Origin of the sequence: Pseudomonas sp. NFACC24-1, from assembly GCF_900115235.1 — a bacterium.
GTDB classification, from domain to species: domain Bacteria; phylum Pseudomonadota; class Gammaproteobacteria; order Pseudomonadales; family Pseudomonadaceae; genus Aquipseudomonas; species Aquipseudomonas fluorescens_AA.
Genome location: NZ_FOVS01000043.1, coordinates 1 through 23,509 on the forward strand (window position 1 = coordinate 1; position 23,509 = coordinate 23,509).

Below are 23,509 nucleotides of genomic sequence, written 5' to 3' on the forward strand. Positions count from 1 at the left end.
TGGCGTCCCCTAGGGGACTCGAACCCCTGTTACCGCCGTGAAAGGGCGGTGTCCTAGGCCACTAGACGAAGGGGACACACGTACAACATTCACTACTTAGAGCGTTTGGCTGAGTGCTTTACGCTGTAAGTGGCGCGCATTCTATGGATGGATTGAAGGGTCGTCAACCCCCAGATATAAATTTATTTAAATCAATGACTTCGCCCGGTTTGGGGACGATCCGCACATTTTGCTCGTCCGGTCTCTGACGCCTATATTCTGTCGCCCGCCGAGACGCTATAGTCGCGCCCGACAAATGATGGCAATGTGCTCTTACCCGATCATACATCCTATAAACAGCACGACGCCCGTCTAATCACGTCGCTCGGGCCTATGCGCTTAAAAGCCAAGCCACTACACTCATGACATGCGTACCCTAATAAAGAGGTCTTACCGGTGACACCACTCATGATCACCCTGCTCGTCGTAGCCGGGATCGCCCTGTTGATCGCCATTGGCTACATGAACCACGTGGTGGAAAACAACAAGCTGGAAAAGGCCCGCACCAAGGTAGAACTCAACGACCGCATGCGTCGCTGTGGCGAGCTCACCGAAACCTTCCCCGGGCAGTTGATGACCCCTGCCCTGAAGTTGTTGATGACGCGCCTCGAGATGAATGTCTGCCAGCGCCTGCTGAACCTGGAAAAAACCAATTCCGCGGTCAAGGCACGCCTGGATGAACTGAGCGCGCTGGCGGCCCAGGGTGAATCGATCCCGGTGAGCAATCCACCGGCACCGATCCAGACCGAAGCCAAGGCCAAGGACGTTCGCTTTCTGCTCGAGGCCTTGCATGGCCAGATCACCCGCGCCGCCCAGGACGGTTTCCTGCCGCCCAACGAAGCCAAGCGCTGGATCCGTGAGGTGCGGCACATCCTGGTGCTGCTGCACATCGAGTTCTTCAACAACCTCGGCCAGCAGGCTTTGCAGCAAGAACAGCCCGGGCAGGCTCGCCTGGCCTTCGAGCGCGGCGTGCAGTACCTGCGCAAGCAACAGGAACCACAGGTCTACGCCGAACAACTGGCCTACCTGGAGAAACTCCTGGCCCGCGCCAATGCCCAGGTCCTGGCCAGCACTCAGCCGGTCGAGGGCGAGGTCAACCAGTTGACCGAAGGCTTGAAGGACGACGAAATAAACGACGAGTGGAAGAAGAAGAAGGTCTACGACTGAGGCAACGCAGCCTCATCGTGGCGAGCGTACGAGCTTGTAGGAGCTGTCGAGTGCAACGAGGCTGCGATCTTTTGATCTTTTGATCTTTTGATCTTTCGCTTGAGACTCAAGTGTTAGGGGAAAGATCGCAGCCTCGTTGCACTCGACAGCTCCTACAGCTCACAAGCTCATACAAGCCCCATAGGGCGCGGCACCCAACGGATACCCCTGCGTCACAACTTGAAATGCCCCACCATCCCTTTCAACTCAATCCCCAGCTGCGCCAGCTCGATGCTGGAAGCGGCATTGCCGCGCATCGCCAGGGACGATTGATCAGCGCTGGCGCGAATGCTGGTGACACTGCGGTTGATCTCTTCGGCCACCGAGCTCTGCTGCTCGGCTGCCGCGGCGATCTGTTGGTTCATCTGCTGGATCAACGACACCGCCGCCGCAATGCTGCCTAACGCGCTCTCGGTCTGAAGTGCGTCGCTGACCGCCATCTTCACCAACTCGCCACTGCTCTGGATCTGCTGCACGGAAGCCTGGGCCGCTGAACGCAAGGCGCTCACCAGTCGCTCGATTTCCTCGGTGGACTGTTGCGTGCGCCTGGCCAGGGCCCGCACCTCATCGGCCACGACCGCAAAGCCCCTGCCCTGCTCCCCGGCACGGGCCGCCTCGATAGCGGCATTGAGGGCCAGCAGGTTGGTTTGCTCGGCCACACTCTTGATCACACTCAGCACCGTGCCGATGTTCTGGATCTCGGCACTGAGACTTTCGATGCTGGAACTGGCCGAGGTGGCCGAATCGGCCAGTTGTTCGATGCGCACCATGCTCTGGCGCACCACCTGCTGGCCGCTTTCGACCTTGTCGTCGGCAGTCTGGGCCGCTTGTGCCGCTTCTTCGGCATTGCGCGCCACATCGTGCACGGTGGCCGTCATCTGGTTCATGGCCGTGGCGACCTGCTCGGTTTCCTCTTTCTGGCTGCTGACTTCCAGGTTGGTCTGCTCGGTCACAGCCGACAGCGATTGAGCCGAATTGGCCAACTGCTCGATCCCGGCCTGCAAGCCGCTGACGATACTGCTCAGCCCTGCGCCCATCTGTTGCATCGCCTGCATCAACTGGCCAATCTCGTCCCGGCGCGTCACTTCCACCGTGGCGCTCAAGTCACCCGCCGCGATCCGCTGGGCAACGCGAATGACGCTGCGCAGCGGCGTCACGATCAGCCGGGTGATGACCCACGCCGCGATCAATCCCACCAGCAACGCCAAGGCCGACGAACCGATGATCAGCAGCGAGTTCTTCTTCAGTTCGGTCTGCATGGCATGGTCTTCGGCACTGAAGGCCTGGTCGACCCGCGCCACCACTTGATCGGCACGCTCGTGCAGTTGCTGGTAGACGATTTTTTCCTTCGCCAACAGGCCGGTGTACTCGGCCAGTTGCTCATTGAACCCAGCGATATGCCCGGCCACTTCGTTAAGCACGGTCTGGTACCCCGGGTCCTTGACCGTGGTCTTGAGGGCTTCGGCCTGTTTCATGGCCTGCTCGGCCTGTTCGATGCTGCCTTCCCCGGCGCCCTCGACGTTGCCTTTGCGGCTCTGGTCCAAACGAACCCGCGCTTCATTCATGGCCTGCAACATCAACCGCGACACTTCGCTGATCTGGTTGGCCTGCTCGATGAATTCGGCCCCTTCCTTGCCTTCGGAATCTTTCAAGGTATAGGTACCGTCATCCGCCAGCCCGGCCTGCAATACATCGAGGTTGTTGGCCACGCTGGACACCGACCAACTGGCCATTTCCAGCGCCAGGTCCTTGCTCTGGCTCAGCCCGACGAACTCGTCGAATGCCTTGCGATAGGCCCCCAGCGCTTGCTCGACGTCGTTCATCACCGGCACGTTGGCCGGCGACTGCGCCTTGAGTTCGTTCGCCAGGGCCAGCAGCCCGTCGACACCCTGGCGCAGGGCATCGGCCGTCTTGGGATCGGAACGGGAGGCGTATTCCTGCTCCAGCAGCCGGACCTTGAGCAACCCGCTGTTGAGGGACGACATCTGCTTCAGGCCATCGAAGCGATAGCTGATGGTCTGCAGAGACCAGACGCCGATGGCCGCGACCACTGCGGTCAACAGCAGCACCAGGACAAATCCGATACCCAGTTTTTTTGCCATACCCAGGTTGGCAAAACGTCCTTGCACGGCCGAAATCATTGCGCTCAGTCCTCTGCCAGTGTGTGTTGATTGCAGATTCGCAACGAGACGCCCTGCAACACAAGATGCTGGCGTCGGAATAATGGCAAAAAGCTACAGCCGCGTCGTTTTCAGGACACTTGAGGTCGATCCAGAGCCACAGCCCGGAAAAAACCCAGTGCCCGGGGATCACGGGCATAGGCCACGTTGATCCGTAGCCAGTCGCTGTCGGCGCCCGAAGGGCTGAAGGCGGTGGGCGAAGACAACAACACGCCAAACCGCTTGGCCAGGCGCTGTAATCCAGCGTAGTCACTGATGGGCGGTCTTGCCCAAATGAAAAGCCCGCCGGCGGGTTTGCCAAAGACCTCCCAGTCGGCATCCTCCAACACCTGCAACAGCGCCGCCGTATCGACGCCCAAGCGCTGGCGCTGGCGCTGGACCAGTTTGCGATAGGCCCCATTGGCCAGGAGATTGGCAAGCACCGACTCACAGAACCGCGACCCACCCATGCTGGTAATGCCCTTGACCTCGCTCAGGCGCGCGATGATGGACGGCCCGGCCACCACGAAACCAACGCGCAACGAACTGCTCAGGGTCTTCGAGAAACTGCCCACGTAGACCACGTCGGCATCCAGCGCTGCCAACCGGGTCCGCGCCGAGTTCTGGAAGTCGCCATAGGCATCGTCTTCGATCACCAGCACGGCGTGTTGCTTCGTCAGTTGCAACAACCGTTGGGCCACGGCCGGTGCCAGGTTGCTGCCGGTCGGGTTGTGACAGGCACTGTTGACGAACAGCGCGCTGGGCCGGTGTGTCGCCAACAAGTCTTGCAACACATCGACGTCCGGGCCGCGTGGGGTCCTGGGCAATTCGATCATGTCGATCTTGTGCAACCTGAGCAGGTCGAACAGGCTTGAATAGCCAGGGCTCTCCACCACCACGCAGGCGCCTGGCTGCAGCAGTGTCCGCACGATCAGGTCCAGCCCGTGGGTCGCTCCGGTGGTGGTCAGGATCAGGTCTTTATCGGCCTCGATATTGAATTGCTTCAGGCGCCTGGACAGCTGCTCACGCAGGGCGGGCAGCCCCAGTGACGTGCTGTAGTTGAACAACCCCGCCATATCGGTGCGGGTGACCTGCCGGATCGCATAACCCAGGTCATCGCTTTCACGCCAGCTCTCGGGCAACCCGCCACACCCCAGCTTCAACGCCCAGGGCGGCGAATCAATGCCCTCGGCGGGCATAGCCTGCCGCCGCTCCGGGTCGATGCCCGCCTGCCCGGATGCGGGGGATGGCGCGACAAAAAAGCTGGAGCCATGCCGGGACGCCAGCAGGCCTTGGGCAACCAGGCGTTCACACGCTTCATTGACGCTGGACTGGCTGAGCAGGTTCTGCCGCGCCAGTTGGCGCACGGACGGCAGGCGAGTCCCCGGTTGCACCGCATCCTGTCGGATCCAGCCGGTCAGCGCGTCGACGATTTGCTGCACGACAGGCACCAAGGCCTGCCGGTCGATTCTCAACTCCATGAGTAACCAAGCTCCTAAGCGTTTGTTTTATTTCCGGAAACAGTTAAGCACAGGCCACCCCCGAACGATGTACGACAACGTCGCCAAAAGCGCCGATTCTCACCCTTTGAAACACATTGATAGGCCGCTCCGGGGATGTTTCCCCGGCCCAAAGAAAAAGCCCGCAACCAGTGCGGGCTTCTTCCTACAAGCTCAGGGAAACGTCCTCAGAACGCCGTGACGCCGCCGTCCACCGCCAGGGAATGGCCGGTGGTGAACGCCGCGCCATCGCTGCACAAATAGAGCACGGCGCTGGCGATTTCCTCGACCTTGCCGATACGCCCCACCGGGTGCATGGCATTGGCGAACTCGCCCTTTTTCGGATCCGCCTCGTAGGCACGACGGAACATGTCGGTGTCGATCACCGCCGGACAGACCGCATTCACGCGGATCTTCTTCTTGGCGTATTCGATGGCAGCCGATTTGGTCAGGCCAATCACAGCGTGCTTGGAAGCGGCATAGATGCTCATCTTCGGCGCAGCGCCCAGGCCGGCCACCGAGGCCGTGTTGACGATGGCACCGCCGCCCTGGGCCAGCAGCAAGGGCAGCTGGTACTTCATGCACAACCAGACGCCCTTCACATTGACGCCCATGATCGCGTCGAACTCGTCGAGGGTACCGTCGGCCAACTTGCCCTTCTCGATCTCGATCCCGGCGTTGTTGAAGGCATAGTCAAGGCGCCCGTAGGCCTTGATCACCTCGTCCATCAGGTGCTGCACATCGCTTTCCAGCGTCACGTTGCAGCGCACGAACAGCGCTTCGCCGCCCGCATCACGAATCGACTGTACCGTACGCTCGCCGCCCGCCGCGTCCAGGTCGGCCACGACCACTTTCAGGCCCTCTGCCGCGAACGCCTGGGCCGTGGCACAGCCAATGCCTGCGGCACCGCCGGTTACCACAGCGACCTGTCCGGAAAACGTCATGCTCATTGTCTGTTCCTCGAAGAATGCGGGGTCGCGCCAGTGTAGCCACAGCCTGACGAGGCACGGCAGCACTATCCAGATGCCGGTTGGGCATTCATGGGCGCCAGTGATAAGGGGCCCCAAGGCACTATCACTGGGTTGGATCGACGAGCATTCGCTGAGGCGGCGAATCTTGCGGCAAAGGCTTCGAAGGGCTATCAACAAGTCTTCATTCATCTTGAGTGCCAACCATGACTGCCCAGACCAATCGCCAGTTCCTGCTCGCCAAACGCCCGGTAGGCGCCGCGACCCGCGAGACTTTCACCTATCAGCAAGTACCGGTGGGCGAGCCGGCAGCCGGCCAGATCCTGGTGAAGAACGAATACCTGTCCCTGGACCCGGCCATGCGCGGCTGGATGAACGAGGGCAAGTCCTACATCCCACCGGTGGGCATCGGTGAAGTGATGCGGGCGCTGGGTGTCGGCCAAGTGATTGCCTCGAACAATCCGGGGTTCGCGGTCGGGGACTACGTCAACGGTGCCCTGGGCGTGCAGGATTATTTCCTCGGCGAGCCAAGGGGTTTCTACAAAGTCGATCCGAAACTGGCACCGCTGCCACGTTATTTGTCCGCCCTGGGCATGACCGGCATGACCGCTTACTTCGCCCTGTTGGACGTTGGCGCGCCCAAGGCCGGCGAGACCGTGGTGCTGTCGGGCGCCGCCGGTGCGGTGGGGAGCATCGCCGGGCAGATTGCCAAGATCAAAGGCTGTCGTGTGGTGGGCATCGCTGGCGGTGCCGACAAATGCAAATTCCTGGTCGATGAATTGGGCTTCGACGGTGTCATCGACTACAAGAACGAAGACGTCCACGCCGGCCTCAAGCGCGAATGCCCCAAAGGCGTGGATGTGTATTTCGACAACGTCGGGGGCGACATCCTGGATGCCGTGCTCAGCCGCCTGAACCTCAAGGCCCGCGTAGTGATTTGCGGTGCCATTAGCCAGTACAACAAGGAAGCGGTGAAGGGACCCGCCAACTACCTGTCACTGCTGGTCAACCGGGCCCGCATGGAAGGTTTCGTGGTGATGGACTACGCCTCGCAGTTCGCCGCCGCCGGGCAGGAAATGGCCGGCTGGATGGCCAAAGGGCAGCTCAAGAGCAAGGAAGACATTGTGGAAGGGCTGGAGACCTTCCCCGAGACGCTGACCAAATTGTTCAGCGGGGAGAACTTCGGGAAACTCGTACTCAAGGTCTGACACAAAACAACTGTGGGAGCGGGCTTGCTCGAAGGCGGTGTGTCAGCTGGCATAAATGGCGCCTGACACTTCGCGTTCGCGAGCAAGCCCGCTCCCACAAGGGCAAACTTCGGCGTTGAATCAGGCCAGTTCGGCCACGACCGCCGCCAGCGCCTGGGCCGGATCGGCGGCCTGGCTGATCGGGCGACCGATCACCAGGTAGTCGGAACCGGCGTCCAGCGCCTGACGCGGAGTCAGGATGCGACGCTGGTCGTCCTGGGCGCTGCCCGCCGGACGAATCCCCGGGGTCACCAGTTGCAGCGACGGGTGGGCCGCTTTCAGGGCGCCAGCTTCCAGGGCCGAACAGACCAGACCGTCCAGGCCGGCTTTCTGCGCCAGCGCCGCCAACCGCAGCACCTGCTCCTGAGGCTCGATGTCCAGGCCGATCCCGGCCAGGTCCTCGCGCTCCATGCTGGTCAGCACGGTCACGCCGATCAGCAACGGTTTCGGGCCGCTGCGCTGATCCAGCACTTCACGGCAGGCCGCCATCATGCGCAGGCCACCGGAGCAATGCACGTTGACCATCCATACGCCCATCTCCGCAGCCGCCTTGACTGCCATGGCGGTGGTGTTGGGAATGTCGTGGAACTTCAGGTCCAGGAACACTTCGAAACCCTTGTCACGCAGGGTCCCGACAATTTCCGAAGCGCAACTGGTGAACAGTTCCTTGCCGACTTTGACCCGGCAAAGCGTGGGGTCCAACTGGTCGGCCAGCTTCAGGGCGGCGTCACGGGTGGGGAAATCCAGGGCGACGATAATGGGCGTCTGGCAGGCGGACATGAGCGGGCTCTCAGGCAAGTCGAAATCGGCGCGCATTGTAGCGGAACGAGCGCCCGTGCGGGACCCGATGATCGGTAAATCTCATCGCCCCCCAGGAGCATGGACGATAGCGGCCTTTGTGTCGAAGCCGATACATTCATGACATGCGTACAACACGTCGACACGCTACCGTCCGCCGCCGCACCCCGCTCTTTCAGCGCTTCACGCCTCGCGGCACGACGCCTATGCTGAAGCCTCAACCTCGCCGCCTTCTTTGCGGTTGGCAGCCTACCTGGCAGATGATGCATCCATGCAGAACACCCCTGTTGCAAATTCTGACGATCAAAAAGTGTCCGATGACGACAAACGCTGGAGTACCCGAGCGCTGATCGTCGACGACGACGTGCCGATCCGCGAGCTGCTGATCGATTACCTGGCCCGTTTCAGCATACGGGCCAGCGGCGTGACCGATGGCGCAGCCATGCGCCAGGCGATGCAGGCCGAGCACTTCGACGTGGTCGTGCTCGATCTGATGCTGCCGGGTGAAGACGGTTTGCAGTTGTGTCGCTGGTTGCGCGCCGAATCGGACATCCCGATCCTGATGCTCACTGCCCGCTGCGAGCCCACCGACCGCATCATCGGCCTGGAACTGGGCGCGGATGACTACATGGCCAAGCCGTTCGAACCCAGGGAACTGGTGGCGCGCATCCAGACAATCCTGCGCCGGGTACGTGACGACCGTACCGAGCAACGGGCCAATATCCGTTTTGACAACTGGCGGCTCAACAGCGTGCTGCGCCAACTGATCTCGGTTGACGGGCTGGTGGTGCCCCTGTCCAATGCCGAGTTTCGCCTGTTGTGGGTCTTCATCGAACGACCGCGCCGGGTGCTCAGCCGCGAACAACTGCTGGACGCGGCTCGCGGCCGCTCCATCGAAGCGTTCGACCGCAGCATCGACTTGCTGGTATCGCGCCTGCGCCAGAAGCTGGGCGACGATCCCAAGGCCCCCCAACTGATCAAGACCGTCCGCGGTGAGGGCTACTTGTTCGACGCCCGGGACATCGGTTGATGCGACTGCGCCTGGACTCTCTGTTTGGCCGCCTGTTCGGCGTGCTGCTACTGGCGATTGTCCTGGCGCATCTGTTGGCCTTTGCCTGGTTTTTCCATTACGACCAGCCGCCCCCCGGGCCACCGCCAGGAATGAGCCAACAAGGCGAAGCCCCCCCGCGCTTCGGCCCGCCCCCCAACCGCCGTCCGCGTCCCTGGTTCGGCGGCCCGGTGGTGCCACTGACCTTTCAATTCGTGTTCCTGATCATCGCGGCCTGGTACGGCGCCAAGCTGCTGACCCGACCGATCCAACGCCTGAGCGACGCCGCCGAGCGCCTGAGCGAAAACCTCGACAGCCCGCCGCTGGACGAAAACGGCCCCCGTGAGGCACGGCAGGCAGCCCATACGTTCAACCTGATGCAACAGCGGATCCGCGAGCAGGTGCAGCAGCGCTCGCGCATGCTCGGCGCGGTGTCCCATGACCTGCGCACGCCGCTCTCGCGGCTCAAGCTGCGCCTGGAGCAGATCGATGACATCAAGCTGCAAGGCCAGATGCGCCAGGACCTGGACGACATGATCGGCATGCTCGATGCCACCCTGACCTACTTGCACGAACAGCGCACCAGTGAAGCGCTGCAATGGATGGACGTGCAGGCCCTGGTGGAATCATTGAGCGAAAACGCCCAGGACCAGGGCGCCGATGTGCAGGTCAGCGGCGCCTGCGCCCCCTTGCAGGTGCAACCCATGGCACTGCGCTCGTGCCTCAACAACCTCATCGACAACGCCCTGCGCTACGCCGGCCACGCCTTGATTGCCCTGCAAGACCAGCCACACCAGGTATTGATCCGGGTCATCGACCACGGCCCCGGTATTGCGGCGGACAAACGCGAGGCGGTGTTCGAGCCCTTTTTCCGCCTGGAAGGCTCGCGCAATCGCAACTCCGGCGGTGTCGGCCTGGGCATGACCATCGCCCGGGAAGCCACCGAACGCCTGGGCGGGCAGTTGAGCCTGGAAGAAACGCCGGGGGGTGGGTTGACGGCGGTGATCAGCCTGCCTCGCACCTGAATCCCACCGATGTCCCCCTGTGGGAGCGGGCTTGCTCGCGAATGCGGTGGTTCAGTCGATACAAGCTTGGATGACATACCGCATTCGCGAGCAAGCCCGCTCCCACACTCGACACTGCGCCGGGACTGCGTTTGTACACCCACCGGTACAAACTCCACACACCCACGACAACTGCCCCACCGAGGCTGCATAAGCCGGTGCACCCACCGGCTATTCCAGCCCAAGGAGAGCGCCCATGATCGGTAGCGTCAGCAGTTACTCGACCTATACCAGCACCAGCAGTACCGCAACCAGCAGTGCCCGCAGCCAGCAGTTTCAAAAGGAACTGCTCAGCAAGCTCGACAGTGACGGCGACGGCTCGGTCAATCAGGAAGAGTTGAGCAGCGCCCTGTCGCAAAAAAGCGACGACGGCATCCTGGTCAGCCTGAGCGACAATTTTGGCGACCTGGACAGTGATGGCAGCGGTGACCTGAGCAGCGAGGAAATGGCCGCGATGGCGCCGCCACCTCCACCGCCGCGGGACCAGGCGCCGAATACCGAACTGGCCGACGCGCTGCTCAGCGCCCTGGACAGCGACGGTGATGGCTCGGTCAGCAGCGATGAGTTGAGCAACGGTCTGGCCAGCACGGACAGCGATGCCGACAGCCAGCAAGTGTTCTCAGCGTTGGACAAGAATGAAGACGGCACTGTCAGCCTCGACGAACTCGCCGCCAGCCTTGCATCACCGCCACCACCGCAACAGGACTCCGGGGAAGAGCTGTTCAGCCAGCTCGATGCCGATGGCGACGCCACCGTCACCGCCAGCGAACTGAGCAGCGCCTTGCAGGCCAGCAACGGTACGTCCGCGAGCACCGACACCAGCGCGATGCTGATGGAAGCCCTCGACAGCGACAGCAGCGGCGGAGTCGACAGCGACGAGTTCAACGACGCCTTGCAGGCCGGCCGCCGTAGCGACAGCACCAGCGGGCAGGCCAATGGCAGCGAAGCGTTGAACAGAATGATTGCCAACCTCAGCCGGCAATACTCGCTGGATAACGTCGCCACTGTAGGGAAACACCTGAACGTGGCGACCTGATTCACCGGCAAGCCTGGATTGAAACTCACTTGTGGCGAGGGGATTTATCCCCGCTGGGCTGCGCAACAACCTCAAATCAGCCGACTCGGTCAGCCTGACATACCGGATTGCCTGATCTTAGGGTCGCTTCGCAACCCAGCGGGGATAAATCCCCTCGCCACGGCAATCTCCCCCGCCACAGGTGCTTGGCATTCAAGCTATCGCGCCTGGCTCTTGCTCCAGTCCGTCAACAGGCTGTAGGCCACCGCCAACAGGGTCGGGCCGATGAACAGGCCGATGAAACCGAAGGCGATCAACCCGCCGAACACCCCCAGCAACACAATGACCAGGGGCAGGTTTCCGCCACGGCTGATCAGGTAGGGTTTGAGCACGTTGTCCACGCCACTGATGATGAATGTGCCCCAGATGCCGAGGAACACCGCCATCCCGTATTCACCCTTCCACACCAGCCATGCCGTGGCGGGGATCCAGACCAGGGGTGGCCCCATGGGGATCAGGCTCAGCAGGAATGTGACGATCCCCAGTACCAGCGCCCCCGGCACCCCGGCGATCAGGAAGCCGATCAGCGCCAGCACGGCCTGGGCCGCCGCGGTGCCGATCACGCCGTTGACCACCCGCTGCACTGTACCGGCCACCAGCTCGATGTAGTAACCGGCACGGTCGCCGATCAGGCGTTCCAGCAACCCATGGACGAACGCCGCCAGGCGCGGGCCGTCGCGATAGAAAAAGAACACGAACACAATACTCAGGGTCAGTTCGAGTATCCCGCCGCCAATCTGCGCACTGCGCGCCAACAGCCAGTTGCCGACCTGTCCCAGGTACGGCTTGATGGACACCATCATGGCCGCGCCCTGCTGATCGATGCTGTTCCAGATGCCCACCAGCCGCCCGCCCACCAAGGGGATAGCGGCAAGCCAGTCTGGGGCTTCGGGCAAGCCATCGACCTGGACATCCCTGATGAACGCGGTGGCATCGCGCACATGGTCGGCCAGGTTGAAACCCAACCACACCAGCGGCACCGCCACCAACAGCATCCAGCCCACCGTCAGTAACGCCGCCGCCAGGGATTCGCGACCATTGACCCAGCGGGTCAGCAGGCGCATCAACGGCCAGCTGGCGAACGCCAGCACCGCGCCCCAGAACAGCGCCGACCAGAACGGCGCCATGACCCAGAGGCTTGCGCCGAACAACACCAGGAGCAGGATCTGCACCAACAGCCGATCGTTATTGAGCATGTAGGGTCTCGAAAAAATGAACAGGACCGGGGCACGGGTTTGAAACCACTGCCCCGAGACAGCTTAGCGCAGCAACTCCAGGTGCAATCCCGCTGCTTCGCTGCTGGCGGCCTCCATGCGCGCCGCCCGGACGCCCTGGCCCGCCAGCGCCTCAAGCCAGTCCTCGGCCCGGGGACCGGCGATGCTGACCCGCAGGCCCGTGTCCAGGTTCAGCGCCCGGGACAGCAGGCGCAACCAGGTGTCGTCCGGCTCACCGGCAAGACGCGGCAAGTCCAGGATCCCAGTGTCCTTGAGCTGGCGCAACAGGGTGGCCGATGTCGGCAGCAAGTCCCCCAACGCAGCATTCGCCTCAAACTGCTCGACATGCAGGTAGGCCTTGCGATTGCCGCGGGTGATGGCATACAGCGCAATCAGCGTGTTGTCCGCGGGCGGCGCCAGGCGCAGCAGCAGGAAGGCCTGGCCGTTGTCGGCGCCATAGAGCTTGGCGTTGCCGAAGACGTCGTTGGCCCACAGGCTGCTTTCGCCGCAATCGCGGGCCTGGCACCAGAACAACAGCTCGGCGCCCTGTTTCTGCAACGCTTCGCGCGCCGCGGTAAAGGCCTGGGTCGCGGCATGTTCCGGCGGCAGCTCATAGGTGACCGACGTGACATTCCCACGGGCATCGACTTGGCCGTCAAAGCGCAACTGGCCGCTGATCTTGCGGATCGAGCCCATGGGGTAGACACGTTCCAGGTCGCTGGTCTGCCGATAATCGACGATCTGTGCATCGGGCATGCGTGGCACGCGATCCAGGTCGCGACTGCCCGCCACATCGACGGCGAACGACGCCGGGCTGAAGCAGGCCAGCACCAGCAGGACGAGTAAGTGAACGGATAATTTCATCGGATCGGCTTGGCCTGGGACGCTTGGATGCGACGGGCGTCGCCGATGCACCGCGAGGCTGGCAAACAGAGGTCTGTCATGGTTGTCTCCCTTTCAACCCGCCCAGCCTCGACAGTTGCCCGGCGCAAGTCAAGGAACAGTGAAGAACCGATTGAAACAGTCTGCTACAAGCCCGGCACCGACCTCATCGTTAAGGTGCAGATGATGGCCGCCAGGCAACTGCTCATGACTGAAGGGTAGACGCTCCAGCAGCTCCGGGTGCTGGGCCAGCATGCCATCGGCCGCCGCCACCAGATGTGCCGGACAAGCGACCCGCGCAACGAACGCCATGGCCTGCTCCTCGGTCAGGCGCAGGGGCGATGGCAGGGTCAGGCGGTTGTCGGTGCGCCAGGTATAGCCCCCGGGCACCGGCATCAGGCCGCGCTGGGCCAGTAACTCGGCGGCCTCGCGGCTGACCGCTACCAACCCCTTCATACGCGCTTCGATGGCCCGGTCGAGGGTTTTGTAGACTGGCTTGCGTTTTTGCTGCAAATCCAACTGGGCCTGCAGGGCCATGCCCATGCGTTCAGCAGCATTATCGCCTTTGGCTGTAGGAGGAATCACCCCGTCGATCAAGCCCAAGTGCGTCACCCGTTCCGGCAGGGAACCGGCCAGCACCAGCGAGACAATGGCGCCCATGGAATGTCCCAGCAGGGCAAAGCGCTTCAAGCCCAGTTGCTCGGCCACTTGCAGCACATCATGGACATAGTCCCACAAGGCATAACTGGCACCCGGCGGTCGATGTCCGGAGTGACCGTGACCGGCCATGTCCAGGGCGATCACCCGCAGCCCCTCGAGCCTGGGCGCCAGGCGGGCGAAACTGTTGGCGTTGTCCAGCCAACCGTGCAGGGCAATTACCGGCAGCCCGTCTTCCGGGCCGAACAAATGAGCCGCCAGTTCGATGTGAGGCAGGCTCAGGCGGACCTCTTCGACCATACTCATGCGCTGCGCCCCTCCCAACGCTGGAACAGGTTCTTGAGCAGGTTGGCCGTGTCTTGTGGACGTTCGAGGGGAAACATATGGCCGCCGGGCATGCTCAGGGATTCGCCATGGCGCATACGCCCCACCGAACGGGTGTGATGCCGCATCACCACGCGACTCTGCCGGCCGCGCACCACCGCCAGCGGCACCTTGAGCTTGCGGGGCCGTCCTGGGCTGGTGTGCGGCACGCCGCGGTAGATACTGATTTCCGTGGCCGGGTCGAAGCGCAGCCGCAACCGGTCGCCGACTTGTTGCAGGCCGTGTTGCAGGTAGGCATCGAAGCAATCCGGGTCAAAGCCGCGAAACAGTGTCTTGCCGGCAAAATACTGCCGGGCGGACTCCAGGTCAGCGAACTCCTCGCGCCGCCCCAGCGTCCGGCCCGCCGGGGTCAGGCGATCGATGAACCCCAGGCGCTTGGCGGCCAGGATCACCCACTGGTCGGCACGGGTCAGCACGGGCGAATCGAGCATCACCACGCCGCGATACAACTGGGGGCAGCGCAACGCCGCGTGCAGGTGCAGCACGCCGCCCAGGGAGTGGCCAACGCCCCATACCGGCGCCGGTTGCTGCTCCAGGTGATGGATCAGTTCGTCCACCAGGTTGTGCCAGTTATCGTCCACCGGAAAACGCGGGTCATGGCCGTGCAGTTCCAGATGCGCGACCTGGTACTGCGGCGCCAATGCGGCGAACAGCTTGCCGTAGGTGGCCGAGGGAAAACCATTGGCATGGGCGAAAAAAATCTGTTGCGACATGACAGCCGATCCATTGGGGGAACTGCGGCAGATTGTCCGCAGAACCCGACGGCGCGGCAATGACCGTAACTGACAGGAATGATGACAGTCGGGCTTGGGCTATGGCGTTATGAAACTGTGAACATCGGCCTCTGTGGCGAGGGGATTTATCCCCGCTGGGGTGCGAAGCGCCCCCAAACCGGGCTACTCGATCAGTCTGATGCACCGAGTTGGCTGATTTCAGGGCTGCTTCGCAGCCTAGCGGGGATAAATCCCCTCGCCACAGAGGATCGCATCAACCTCGGGGTTCAACGCGCCGGCGGCTGCTCACCTAACGGCACCACCGCCATGGTCAGGCGCGACACGCAGTTGACTTTGCCTTCGTCATTGACCAGGCGGATGTCCCAGACCTGGGTGGTGCGCCCCAGGTGGACCACCCGGGCCGTGGCGGTCACTCGGCCGTTGCGCACGCCGCGCAGGTGGTTGGCGTTGATCTCCAGGCCCACGCAATAGAATTTGCTGGTGTCCACACAGAGGTAGGCGGCCATGGAGCCGACCGTTTCGGCCAACACCACGGAAGCACCGCCATGCAGCAGGCCGAATGGCTGATGGGTGCGCTGATCGACCACCATGCTGGCGGTCAGGGATTCGTCGTCGAAGGACTCGAACCGAATGTCCAGCACTTCGCTGATGGTGTTTTTACCGGCGGCGTTCAATTGCTCGATGTTGGGGGTGGTGCGCCACAGACTCATCGTTGTCGTTCCTTTATGGTTTTACTCTGCTCAACCCTGCTGCCAACCTGCCTATGGATGCTGGATACCCTTGAGCACCATCGCCCCGGCCAGCGGCAGATCGCCTTCCAGCTCGGCCAGGCCGGCGGTTTGCACTTGCTCGGGTTGTTGCAGATGGCCGTGCTGCAGTAAGCCCAGCAGGCTACCCACCAATGGGTTATGGCTGACCAGCAGCACATCGTCCTGGTCCTCCAGATGCCTTAGCACCTCCGTCGGTCGGGTCTCCGGCGTGAGCCAATCGACGGTGATCAGTTCAGGTTCGAACCCCAGTGCCTCGCGCACCAGTTGCGCGGTCTGCTGGGCCCGCACATAAGGGCTGGCGTAGATGGCCCGCAACGGCTCGCCCATCAACCGGCCGGCGCTGAGCAACACCTCCTCGCGCCCGTGCACCGTCAAGACCCGCTCCGGATCGGGACGGACACCATGGGGCTCTGCCTCACCGTGACGCAATACCCACAGTTTCATAGCTTCGGCTCCTCGTCCCGGACGGGATGCGGTGCCGGTGCCACGGCGTGTGGCGCTTCGCCTTCCGGCGAGCGTGGGGTCGGCCAGTCGGCGAACGGCCAAGGCTTCTGGTCGCTGTGGAAAGTGCCGAAGCGGCCGATCTGCGCCAGGAACTGGCTCAGGCTGTCGCCGAAATTCATCAGGCTGGCGCTGGGCGCGCCGTAGATCAGCCGATAAATCAACTGCACCAGCACCACGGCGCCGAGGATGAATTGCGCCACCTGCCAGACCAGCAGATAGACCACCATCCACAGCACACGCAGCAGGATGGATTCGTATTGGGGTTGCCCTTGCGGATCGTTCATGGCTCGCTCCTGCTTGCGGTCAATAGCGGTTCAGTTGAAACCGCTGGTGGAAATGAAATCGACGTCGGTCTTCGGTTCGCCACGCATCAACAGCTCGATCACCTGCTCAAGCGTGCGCCCTTCGAACAGAATCGCGTGCAGGCCGGCGACCAGCGGCATGTACACCCCCGTCTCCTGGGACTTGGCCTTGAGCACCTTGAGGGTGTTGACCCCTTCGGCCACCTCACCCAGGCGCGACACGGCCTCGTCAAGGCTCAGGCCTTGGCCGAGGGCAAAACCGACCTGGTAGTTGCGGCTCTTGGGCGAGGAACAGGTGACGATCAGGTCCCCCACCCCGGCCAATCCCAGGAAGGTCATCGGATTGGCACCCTGGCTGACGGCGAAGCGGGTCATTTCCGCCAGCGCGCGAGTGATCAGCATGCTCTTGGTGTTCTCCCCCATGCCCAGCGCCACCGCCATGCCGGCGATGATGGCATAGACGTTCTTCAGCGCCCCGCCCAGCTCCACCCCGAAACGGTCGGCGCTGGCGTAGACCCGAAAGGTGCGGCCATGGAGTGCGGCCTGGACCCGTTCGCACAACTCTTCGTCCTCGCTGGCGACCACGGTGGCGGTCAAGGCATGCTCGGCGATTTCCCGCGCCAGGTTCGGCCCGGAAATCACACCGATCCGCGCCTTGGGGGCGATTTCTTCGAGAATCTCGCTCATCAGCTTGAAGGTCTGGGCTTCGATGCCCTTGGTCAGGCTCACCAACAACTTGCCGCTCAAACGCTCGGAATGGGGCGCCAGCACCGAGCGCAAGGCACTGGACGGCAAGGCGACGAAGAACAGGTCGCTGCCCTCCAGGGTGGCCTGCAAGTCTGTCACCGGAACCACTTCCGGGCGGATCTTGATGCCCTTGAGATAACGCGGGTTCTCGCGGTTGACCCGAATGGCCTCGGCCTGTTCCGGGTCACGCATCCACTGGCGCACCGGGTGACCATTCTCGGCCAGCAGGTTAGCCACGGCGGTACCGAAACTCCCGCCTCCCAGGACCGCAATCGGGCGCTGTTCAGTCATATGCAATCCGTTCATCCATACCAAGTGGCAATGCGGGGCATTATACGGAGCGGCCGGATGGCGACCAGCCCCGGCAACAATTACCGCCAGCTGTAGGAAGCTGACCATTAATTCCTAGGAAAATGCTGTCAACGTGAATGGAAAAGTCGTTCAGCTCAGTTAACATGCCCGTCACCCACCCATTCCCATAGGCTGTACCGTGTCCGTTGGCCCTTCCCGCTCAGGTTCGTCCCTGCTATTGGCACTGATCATCAGCCCGCCAGTGCTGGCCGACGACTTGTTCGTGGACAGCCAACCCCTGCCCCAGGTACTGACGGCCACGCGCCTGAAGCAATCGCCGGCGGCGGTGCCGGGCAGCATGACCGTGCTCGACAGCGAGCTGATCAAGGCCAGCGGCGCCCGGGACATCAGCGAACTGCTGCGCCTGGTGCCGGGCATGATGGTCGGCAACATCACAGGCAACCAGGCGGCCGTGAACTACCATGGCACCAACGCCAGCGAAGCCCGCCGCATGCAAGTGCTGATCGACGGCCGCTCGGTGTACCGCGCCGGCCTGGCCACGGTGGACTGGAGCGATATTCCAGTGGCCATGGAAGACATCGAGCGGATCGAAGTCTTCCGCGGCCCCAACACCGTCAGTTATGGCGCCAATGCGCTGATGGCGGTGGTCAACATCATCACCCGCGCCCCGGCCGACAGCCACGGCACCCGGCTGAAGATCACCCGGGGCCAGCGTGGCATCAGTGACTGGTACGCCAGCCAGGGCAGCGGCTGGGACGGCGGCGACCTGCGGCTGTCGCTGTCCGGCCAGGAAGACGATGGCTTTGACAGCGACCGCAACGGCGCCGACTACCGCGACAGCCGCCGCCTGAACCGAGTCAACCTGTCCGTCAGCCAGACCCTGGACGAACGGCAGAGCATCGACTGGCAATTGAACGCCAAGGATGGGACCAACCAGCGGCCTTATACCTACCATCCCGTGTTTGCCGGGATTACCGCCGCTGGGGATAACTCCGACGTCATCGCCAAGGACTACGCCGGCTCACTGCGCTGGAACCTGGACCTGGACCCCGATCACAGCCTTTATGTACAGGGCTCGATCCAGCACTGGGATCGCCAGCAGACCTGGCGCGCCTGTGACGCCGAGGTGTCCTTCAGCCCGCAACTGACCGACCTGTGGCAGCTCAACCCCAACTATGCCGAGAAGCTGGCGCGCAATATCTCCAGCTACACCAGCACCGGCGCGCCACCCGGCACGTCACAGGAACAGGCGCTGGCCAATCAGGTGCTCGACCAGTGGCGCAACGGCGCCTCGCGAACCCTGTGCGGCGATATCGACCAGAGCGCCCGGGAATCGCGCTACGACCTGGAGATCCAGGACACCCTGAGCCTGTCCGACAGCCTGCGACTGGTCACCGGGGCCAACTATCGCTACGACCGGGCCGACTCGGAGACGTACTTCAACGGCACCCTGGACGACACCACCTGGCGCCTGTTCGGCCAGCTCGAATGGCGGGCCACCGAGCATTGGCTGTTGCAGGGCGGCGCGATGTTCGAAGACACCCGCCTGACCGGCAGCTCGCTGACTCCGCGGATCGCCGTCAATTACCTGATCACGCCACGCCACGGCCTGCGGGCGGTGTACTCCGAAGCCGTGCGCTCGCCGGACATGTTCGAGAACAACGTCAACTGGAGCTACCAGGTCACCAACCTGCAACCCGCCGCCTTCGGCCAGAACAGTGCCCGTTACTTCGTCCAGACCCGCGGCCCGGGCAACCTGGAACAGGAACACATGCGCTCCCGGGAACTGGGCTACAACGGTTACTTCGTGGACCTGGGCCTGGCGGTCGATGTGAAACTGTTCCATGACGAAATCACCGGCATGATCAGCGAGCCGCTGCGCAACAATCAGTACATTGCCAGCAACGCCAACGAATCACAGTTCTCCGGGGTCGAGACCCAGTTCGACTGGCGCATGACCAGCGCCGACCGCCTGCGCCTGACCTATGCCTATGTCGACGCCCAGGCCAGCAGCCCCCTCGACGAACAACTGACCGCCCGCAACAGCGGCTCGGCGGGGTGGCTAAGGGACTGGGGCCACGGCTGGAACAGCGCGCTGTTCTATTACGCCGCCGACGATCTCAACGGCTATCGCTTCGAACGGGTGGACACCCGCATCGCCCGGCGCATTCCCCTGGGCAAGGCCAGCCTGGAACTGGCGGGCGTCCTGCAACAGCGCCTGGACAACCAGCCCATGACCTTCGTCGACAACCGCTACGACGCTCGCCATGTCGTGTACTTCAGTGCGGAGTTGTCGTTCTAGATGTCCGGGAACGCCCCCCGCAAGATGCCATTTCATGGCCGCCTGACGCTGGCCCTGTGCCTGGTGTTTGCCGGGTGGCTGACGACCCTCCAGGCCCGGGCCGCCGAAATCCTCTTGACCGGTGCCGAGGACAGCCCCGGCGTGCAGTCTTTCACCCAGGCCCTGAAAGCCCTGCGCCCCGAAGACAGCGTGCGGTTCACGCCGCTGGCCAACCTGCCGGCGCCGGACAAGTTGCCGGATAGTATCCGCCTGGTTCTGCTCGACCTGCCCAGCCTGGAGTGGCGTCTGCAAGACGCCCGGGGCCCGGCCACCCTGGTCCTGCGCATCAGCCGCCAGCAAGCCCGCGATCGCCTGGGCGAGGCCACGCCCGCGCATCTGAGCCTGTTGTGGAGCGATCCACCGATGGCGCGGCAATTGCGGCTGATCCGCACCATCCTGCCGCAAGTGCGCCAGGTCGGCGTGCTGTACGACGCCCACAGTGAATTCCTGCTCAAGGACCTCCGCCAGGCCGCGGCACCGCTGGGCCTGGTGATCGTCAGCGAACGCTGGGACGACACCAGCGACAGCCGTCCCCTGCAAAACCTGCTGGGCCAGAGCGACGTGCTGCTGGGCCTCGATGACCCCGACTTGTACAACCCCAAGACCGTGAAGAACCTGTTGCTCAGCAGCTATGCCCGGCAACGTGCGCTGATCGGGCCCAGCGCGGCATTCGTCAAGGCCGGCAGCCTGGCCAGCACCTACAGCGACCAGCAAGACTGGCTGGCGATTCTCGACGACCTGCTCGACCGCCCCGCCACGACCTGGCCGCGCACGCTGTATCCGGACCGTTTCAAAGTCCTGGGCAACCGGCAGGTCTCCCGCTCGCTGGGGATCGAACCGATTGACGCCGAATCCGTCGCGGCAACGTTGGCCGAAGGAGAACACCGCCCATGACCTTGCGTCGTCGTTGGGACATCAATACCCGCACCCAGCTCATCGCCCTCGGTCCGGCGTTGCTGCTGACCGTGCTGCTGATCAGCTTCTTTACCTTCGTGCGCATCCAGGACTTGCGCCAGGAGCTCAACCACACCGGGCAACTGATCGCCAACCAACTGGCCCCCGCCACGGAGTACGGGGTGATTTCCGGCAACAACGAAGTGCTGGAAAGCCTGCTCACCGCGACCCTGGCGACCCCGCACGTGCGCTTCCTGGAGGTCCAGGACAGCACCGACAAGGTCTTGGTGTACGTCGAACAACCCGAGCAAGTCCACAGCCGTGCCCAACAGATCGAAGTCTTCCAGGCCCCGGTGCGCCTGCAGCGCATTGCCCTGAACAATGATTTCCTGCAAGGCAACAGCACCGCCGTCGAGGCGCCCGGCGAAGATTACCTGGGCCGCGTGATCGTCGGCATGTCCAGTGACGCCTTCAGCCAGCGGCAGCAGGAGATCCTGCTCAAGGCGGCGATCCTGGCGCTGTTCGCCCTGCTGTTCACCTTCTTGGTGGCGCGCCGGCTGGCGACCAACCTGTCGCGACCGATCCGCGACATCGGCAACGCGGTCAAGGCCATCCAGCAAGGCGACTACAGCACCCCGCTGCCCGTCGTCGATGATGCCGAACTGGGGGCCCTATCACGGCATATCAACAACCTGGCCGACGGCCTGGAACAAGCCAGCCGCGAACAGCACCAAGCCATGGCGCAGTTGATCAAGACCCGTGAGGAAGCGGAAAAAGCCAACAGCGCCAAGTCCGAGTTCCTGGCGATGATGAGCCATGAACTGCGCACGCCCATGAACGGCGTACTGGGCATGTTGCAGCTGTTGGAAACCACCCGCATGACCGACGAACAGCACGAGTACACGGCGCTGGCATCGGAATCCACCGAGCACCTGCTGAAGGTGATCAACGACATCCTCGACTTCTCGCGCATAGAACGCTCGGCCTTGGAGCTGGAGCACATCCCGTTCAACCTGGCCGAACTGGTGGGCAGTTGCGCGCAGTCGTTCCAGCACAGCGCCGCGCAGCGCAAGCTGGGCCTGGACCTGCTGGTCCCGGACGACATGCAGGCCTTGCAGGTGCAGGGCGATCCGACGCGGATACGGCAGATCCTGGTGAACCTGATCGGCAACGCGCTGAAATTCACCGAGCAAGGCCGTGTCACCGTGCAATGCCAGTGGCAGGCCCTGGACCACGAACTGCTGTGGTTCACCTGCACGGTGCGCGACAGTGGCATTGGTATTCCCGCCGAAAGCCTGGAGCGCATGTTCGACGCCTTCCAGCAGGCCGACAATTCGATTTCCCGGCGCTACGGCGGCACTGGCCTGGGCCTGCCGATCGCCCGCACCCTGGCCGAACGCATGGGCGGGACGCTGCGGGCCCAGAGCGAAGAAGGCCAGGGCTCGGTGTTCACCCTGGAGATCCCGCTGGCCCTGTCGCGCCAGACGCAACCGCCCCTGGCACCGCGCCTGCCCGCCGGTAGCGGCGATGGCGAAGGCCGCAACGTGTTGCTGGTGGAAGACAATCCGGTCAACCAGACGGTGATCGAAGCCATGCTGCGCAGCCTGGGTTTCACCGTCAGCGTCGCCACCGATGGCGCCCAGGCCGTACGCAGCGCCGAAAGCCTGATTTTCGAAGCGATCCTCATGGATTGCCGCCTGCCCATCATCGATGGCTACGAAGCCACCCGGCAGATCCGTCAGTTGCCTGGCTGCGACGAGGTGCCGATTATCGCCCTGACGGCCAACGCCTTGCAGGGCGATCGCGAAGCCTGCCTCGCGGCGGGCATGAACGATTACCTGGCCAAGCCGTTCAAAAGGAACGACCTGCAGCAGATTCTGCAGCGCTGGGTGAACTAGAACCGCTCACCGGACCATCTGTGACTGGCGTGAAAGGCGAAAGTGCGGCAGTCTTAGGCACCCGAACAAGCCTCGATTGGGGCTTGAATAAAAATTTCAGTGCACAGGTGTACATTCATTTCCCGTGTGCTGTGACTTTCACTACAACGCAATAGTCTATGAGTAGGCTGTCGATTCGAGGCATGAACGCTTCGATCGGCCGGGAAGATTTGCCCCACCCTGCCGCATGGGACTATTGAGGAGCTCGCATGACCAAACAAAACGCCTTTACCCGGGAAGACCTGCTGCGCTGCAGTCGCGGTGAGCTGTTCGGCCCAGGTAACGCGCAACTGCCCGCCCCGAACATGCTGATGGTGGATCGCATCACCCATATCAGCGAAGAGGGTGGCAAGTACGGCAAAGGTGAATTGGTCGCCGAGCTGGATATCACTCCGGACCTGTGGTTCTTCGCCTGCCACTTCGAAGGCGATCCGGTGATGCCGGGCTGCCTGGGCCTGGACGCCATGTGGCAACTGGTCGGTTTCTTCCTCGGCTGGCAAGGCCTGCCGGGTCGCGGTCGCGCCCTGGGTTCGGGCGAAGTGAAGTTCTTTGGTCAGGTCCTGCCGACCGCCAAGAAAATCACCTATAACATTCATATCAAACGCGTCCTCAAGGGCAAGCTGAACATGGCCATTGCCGATGGTTCGGTTGCCGTGGACGGTCGCGAGATCTACACCGCCGAAGGCCTCCGGGTCGGCGTTTTCACCTCCACTGACAACTTCTAAGGG

21 protein-coding genes and 1 tRNA gene are annotated in these 23,509 nt (G+C 63.0%); 9 read left to right on the forward strand and 13 right to left on the reverse strand.

Annotated features, from left to right (window positions below; genetic code table 11):
• Positions 1–76, reverse strand: a tRNA-Glu gene (locus BM317_RS26810).
• Positions 77–447: 371 nt separating this feature from the next.
• Here BM317_RS26810 and BM317_RS26815 point away from each other — a divergent pair.
• The gene (locus BM317_RS26815; RefSeq protein ID WP_072406400.1) at positions 448–1,206 is read left to right on the forward strand and encodes a hypothetical protein; all 759 of its coding nucleotides are present in this window, start codon (positions 448–450) and stop codon (positions 1,204–1,206) included.
• Between the two features lie 212 nt (positions 1,207–1,418).
• Here BM317_RS26815 and BM317_RS26820 read toward each other — a convergent pair whose 3' ends face one another.
• From BM317_RS26820 to BM317_RS26830, 3 genes are all read right to left on the reverse strand, one after another.
• On the reverse strand, positions 1,419–3,386 hold the full coding sequence (locus BM317_RS26820; RefSeq protein ID WP_092476896.1) for a methyl-accepting chemotaxis protein: 1,968 nt from the start codon (positions 3,384–3,386) through the stop codon (positions 1,419–1,421).
• A gap of 110 nt (positions 3,387–3,496) precedes the next feature.
• Positions 3,497–4,885 carry an aminotransferase-like domain-containing protein gene (locus BM317_RS26825; RefSeq protein ID WP_092476898.1) on the reverse strand — a complete coding sequence of 463 codons (1,389 nt, stop codon included), beginning with the start codon at positions 4,883–4,885 and terminating at the stop codon, positions 3,497–3,499.
• 206 nt (positions 4,886–5,091) lie between these two features.
• Positions 5,092–5,853, reverse strand: a complete 762-nt coding sequence (locus BM317_RS26830) for an SDR family oxidoreductase (RefSeq protein WP_092170845.1) — start codon at positions 5,851–5,853, stop codon at positions 5,092–5,094.
• Positions 5,854–6,077: 224 nt separating this feature from the next.
• Between BM317_RS26830 and BM317_RS26835 the strand changes: the two genes are divergently transcribed.
• Positions 6,078–7,079, forward strand: a complete 1,002-nt coding sequence (locus BM317_RS26835) for an NADP-dependent oxidoreductase (protein WP_092170848.1) — start codon at positions 6,078–6,080, stop codon at positions 7,077–7,079.
• A 120-nt stretch (positions 7,080–7,199) separates the two neighbouring features.
• On the opposite strand, the gene pyrF is transcribed toward BM317_RS26835, so the two are convergent.
• Positions 7,200–7,898, reverse strand: a complete 699-nt coding sequence (gene pyrF / locus BM317_RS26840) for an orotidine-5'-phosphate decarboxylase (RefSeq protein ID WP_060741184.1) — start codon at positions 7,896–7,898, stop codon at positions 7,200–7,202.
• A gap of 289 nt (positions 7,899–8,187) precedes the next feature.
• On the opposite strand from pyrF, the gene BM317_RS26845 reads away from it, so the two are divergent.
• The 3 genes from BM317_RS26845 to xopAW all read left to right on the forward strand — a co-directional run bounded on the left by BM317_RS26845 (position 8,188) and on the right by xopAW (position 11,064).
• A complete protein-coding gene (locus tag BM317_RS26845) occupies positions 8,188–8,946 on the forward strand; it encodes a response regulator (protein WP_060741183.1) in 759 nt (252 codons plus the stop codon).
• On the forward strand, positions 8,946–9,989 hold the full coding sequence (locus tag BM317_RS26850; protein WP_092170851.1) for a sensor histidine kinase: 1,044 nt from the start codon (positions 8,946–8,948) through the stop codon (positions 9,987–9,989). The genes BM317_RS26845 and BM317_RS26850 overlap by 1 nt, the downstream gene beginning before the upstream one ends.
• Positions 9,990–10,224: 235 nt before the next feature.
• Complete coding sequence (xopAW, locus tag BM317_RS26855) at positions 10,225–11,064, forward strand: XopAW family type III secretion system calcium-binding effector (RefSeq protein ID WP_092170855.1); 840 nt, start codon at positions 10,225–10,227, stop codon at positions 11,062–11,064.
• A gap of 197 nt (positions 11,065–11,261) precedes the next feature.
• On the opposite strand, the gene BM317_RS26860 is transcribed toward xopAW, so the two are convergent.
• From BM317_RS26860 to BM317_RS26895, 8 genes are all read right to left on the reverse strand, one after another.
• A complete protein-coding gene (locus tag BM317_RS26860) occupies positions 11,262–12,299 on the reverse strand; it encodes an AI-2E family transporter (RefSeq protein ID WP_060741180.1) in 1,038 nt (345 codons plus the stop codon).
• A 63-nt stretch (positions 12,300–12,362) separates the two neighbouring features.
• Complete coding sequence (locus BM317_RS26865; RefSeq protein WP_092476899.1) at positions 12,363–13,181, reverse strand: DUF4892 domain-containing protein; 819 nt, start codon at positions 13,179–13,181, stop codon at positions 12,363–12,365.
• A 129-nt stretch (positions 13,182–13,310) separates the two neighbouring features.
• Entirely contained in the window at positions 13,311–14,162 is an 852-nt protein-coding gene (locus BM317_RS26870) for an alpha/beta hydrolase (RefSeq protein ID WP_092476901.1), read from the reverse strand.
• Positions 14,159–14,953, reverse strand: a complete 795-nt coding sequence (locus BM317_RS26875; protein ID WP_092170865.1) for an alpha/beta fold hydrolase — start codon at positions 14,951–14,953, stop codon at positions 14,159–14,161. Before BM317_RS26875 ends, BM317_RS26870 begins: the two co-directional genes overlap by 4 nt.
• Before the next feature lie 287 nt (positions 14,954–15,240).
• Complete coding sequence (locus tag BM317_RS26880; RefSeq protein WP_092170868.1) at positions 15,241–15,684, reverse strand: hotdog fold thioesterase; 444 nt, start codon at positions 15,682–15,684, stop codon at positions 15,241–15,243.
• Between the two features lie 51 nt (positions 15,685–15,735).
• Entirely contained in the window at positions 15,736–16,188 is a 453-nt protein-coding gene (gene sixA, locus BM317_RS26885; RefSeq protein ID WP_092476902.1) for a phosphohistidine phosphatase SixA, read from the reverse strand.
• Positions 16,185–16,532: a DUF4389 domain-containing protein gene (locus BM317_RS26890; RefSeq protein WP_092170874.1), complete on the reverse strand. Its 348-nt coding sequence runs from the start codon at positions 16,530–16,532 to the stop codon at positions 16,185–16,187. The genes sixA and BM317_RS26890 overlap by 4 nt, the downstream gene beginning before the upstream one ends.
• A gap of 30 nt (positions 16,533–16,562) precedes the next feature.
• A complete protein-coding gene (locus BM317_RS26895; protein ID WP_092170878.1) occupies positions 16,563–17,588 on the reverse strand; it encodes an NAD(P)H-dependent glycerol-3-phosphate dehydrogenase in 1,026 nt (341 codons plus the stop codon).
• A 199-nt stretch (positions 17,589–17,787) separates the two neighbouring features.
• Here BM317_RS26895 and BM317_RS26900 point away from each other — a divergent pair, with 199 nt between their 5' ends.
• The 4 genes from BM317_RS26900 to fabA all read left to right on the forward strand — a co-directional run bounded on the left by BM317_RS26900 (position 17,788) and on the right by fabA (position 23,506).
• Positions 17,788–19,911 carry a TonB-dependent receptor plug domain-containing protein gene (locus tag BM317_RS26900; protein ID WP_092476904.1) on the forward strand — a complete coding sequence of 708 codons (2,124 nt, stop codon included), beginning with the start codon at positions 17,788–17,790 and terminating at the stop codon, positions 19,909–19,911.
• Complete coding sequence (locus BM317_RS26905) at positions 19,912–20,844, forward strand: ABC transporter substrate-binding protein (protein ID WP_092170885.1); 933 nt, start codon at positions 19,912–19,914, stop codon at positions 20,842–20,844.
• Complete coding sequence (locus BM317_RS26910; protein ID WP_092170889.1) at positions 20,841–22,742, forward strand: ATP-binding protein; 1,902 nt, start codon at positions 20,841–20,843, stop codon at positions 22,740–22,742. The genes BM317_RS26905 and BM317_RS26910 overlap by 4 nt, the downstream gene beginning before the upstream one ends.
• Before the next feature lie 248 nt (positions 22,743–22,990).
• Positions 22,991–23,506, forward strand: coding sequence for a 3-hydroxyacyl-[acyl-carrier-protein] dehydratase FabA (fabA, locus tag BM317_RS26915; RefSeq protein ID WP_003204400.1), 516 nt, complete (start codon positions 22,991–22,993; stop codon positions 23,504–23,506).
• The last annotated feature ends 3 nt before the right edge of the window (positions 23,507–23,509 follow it).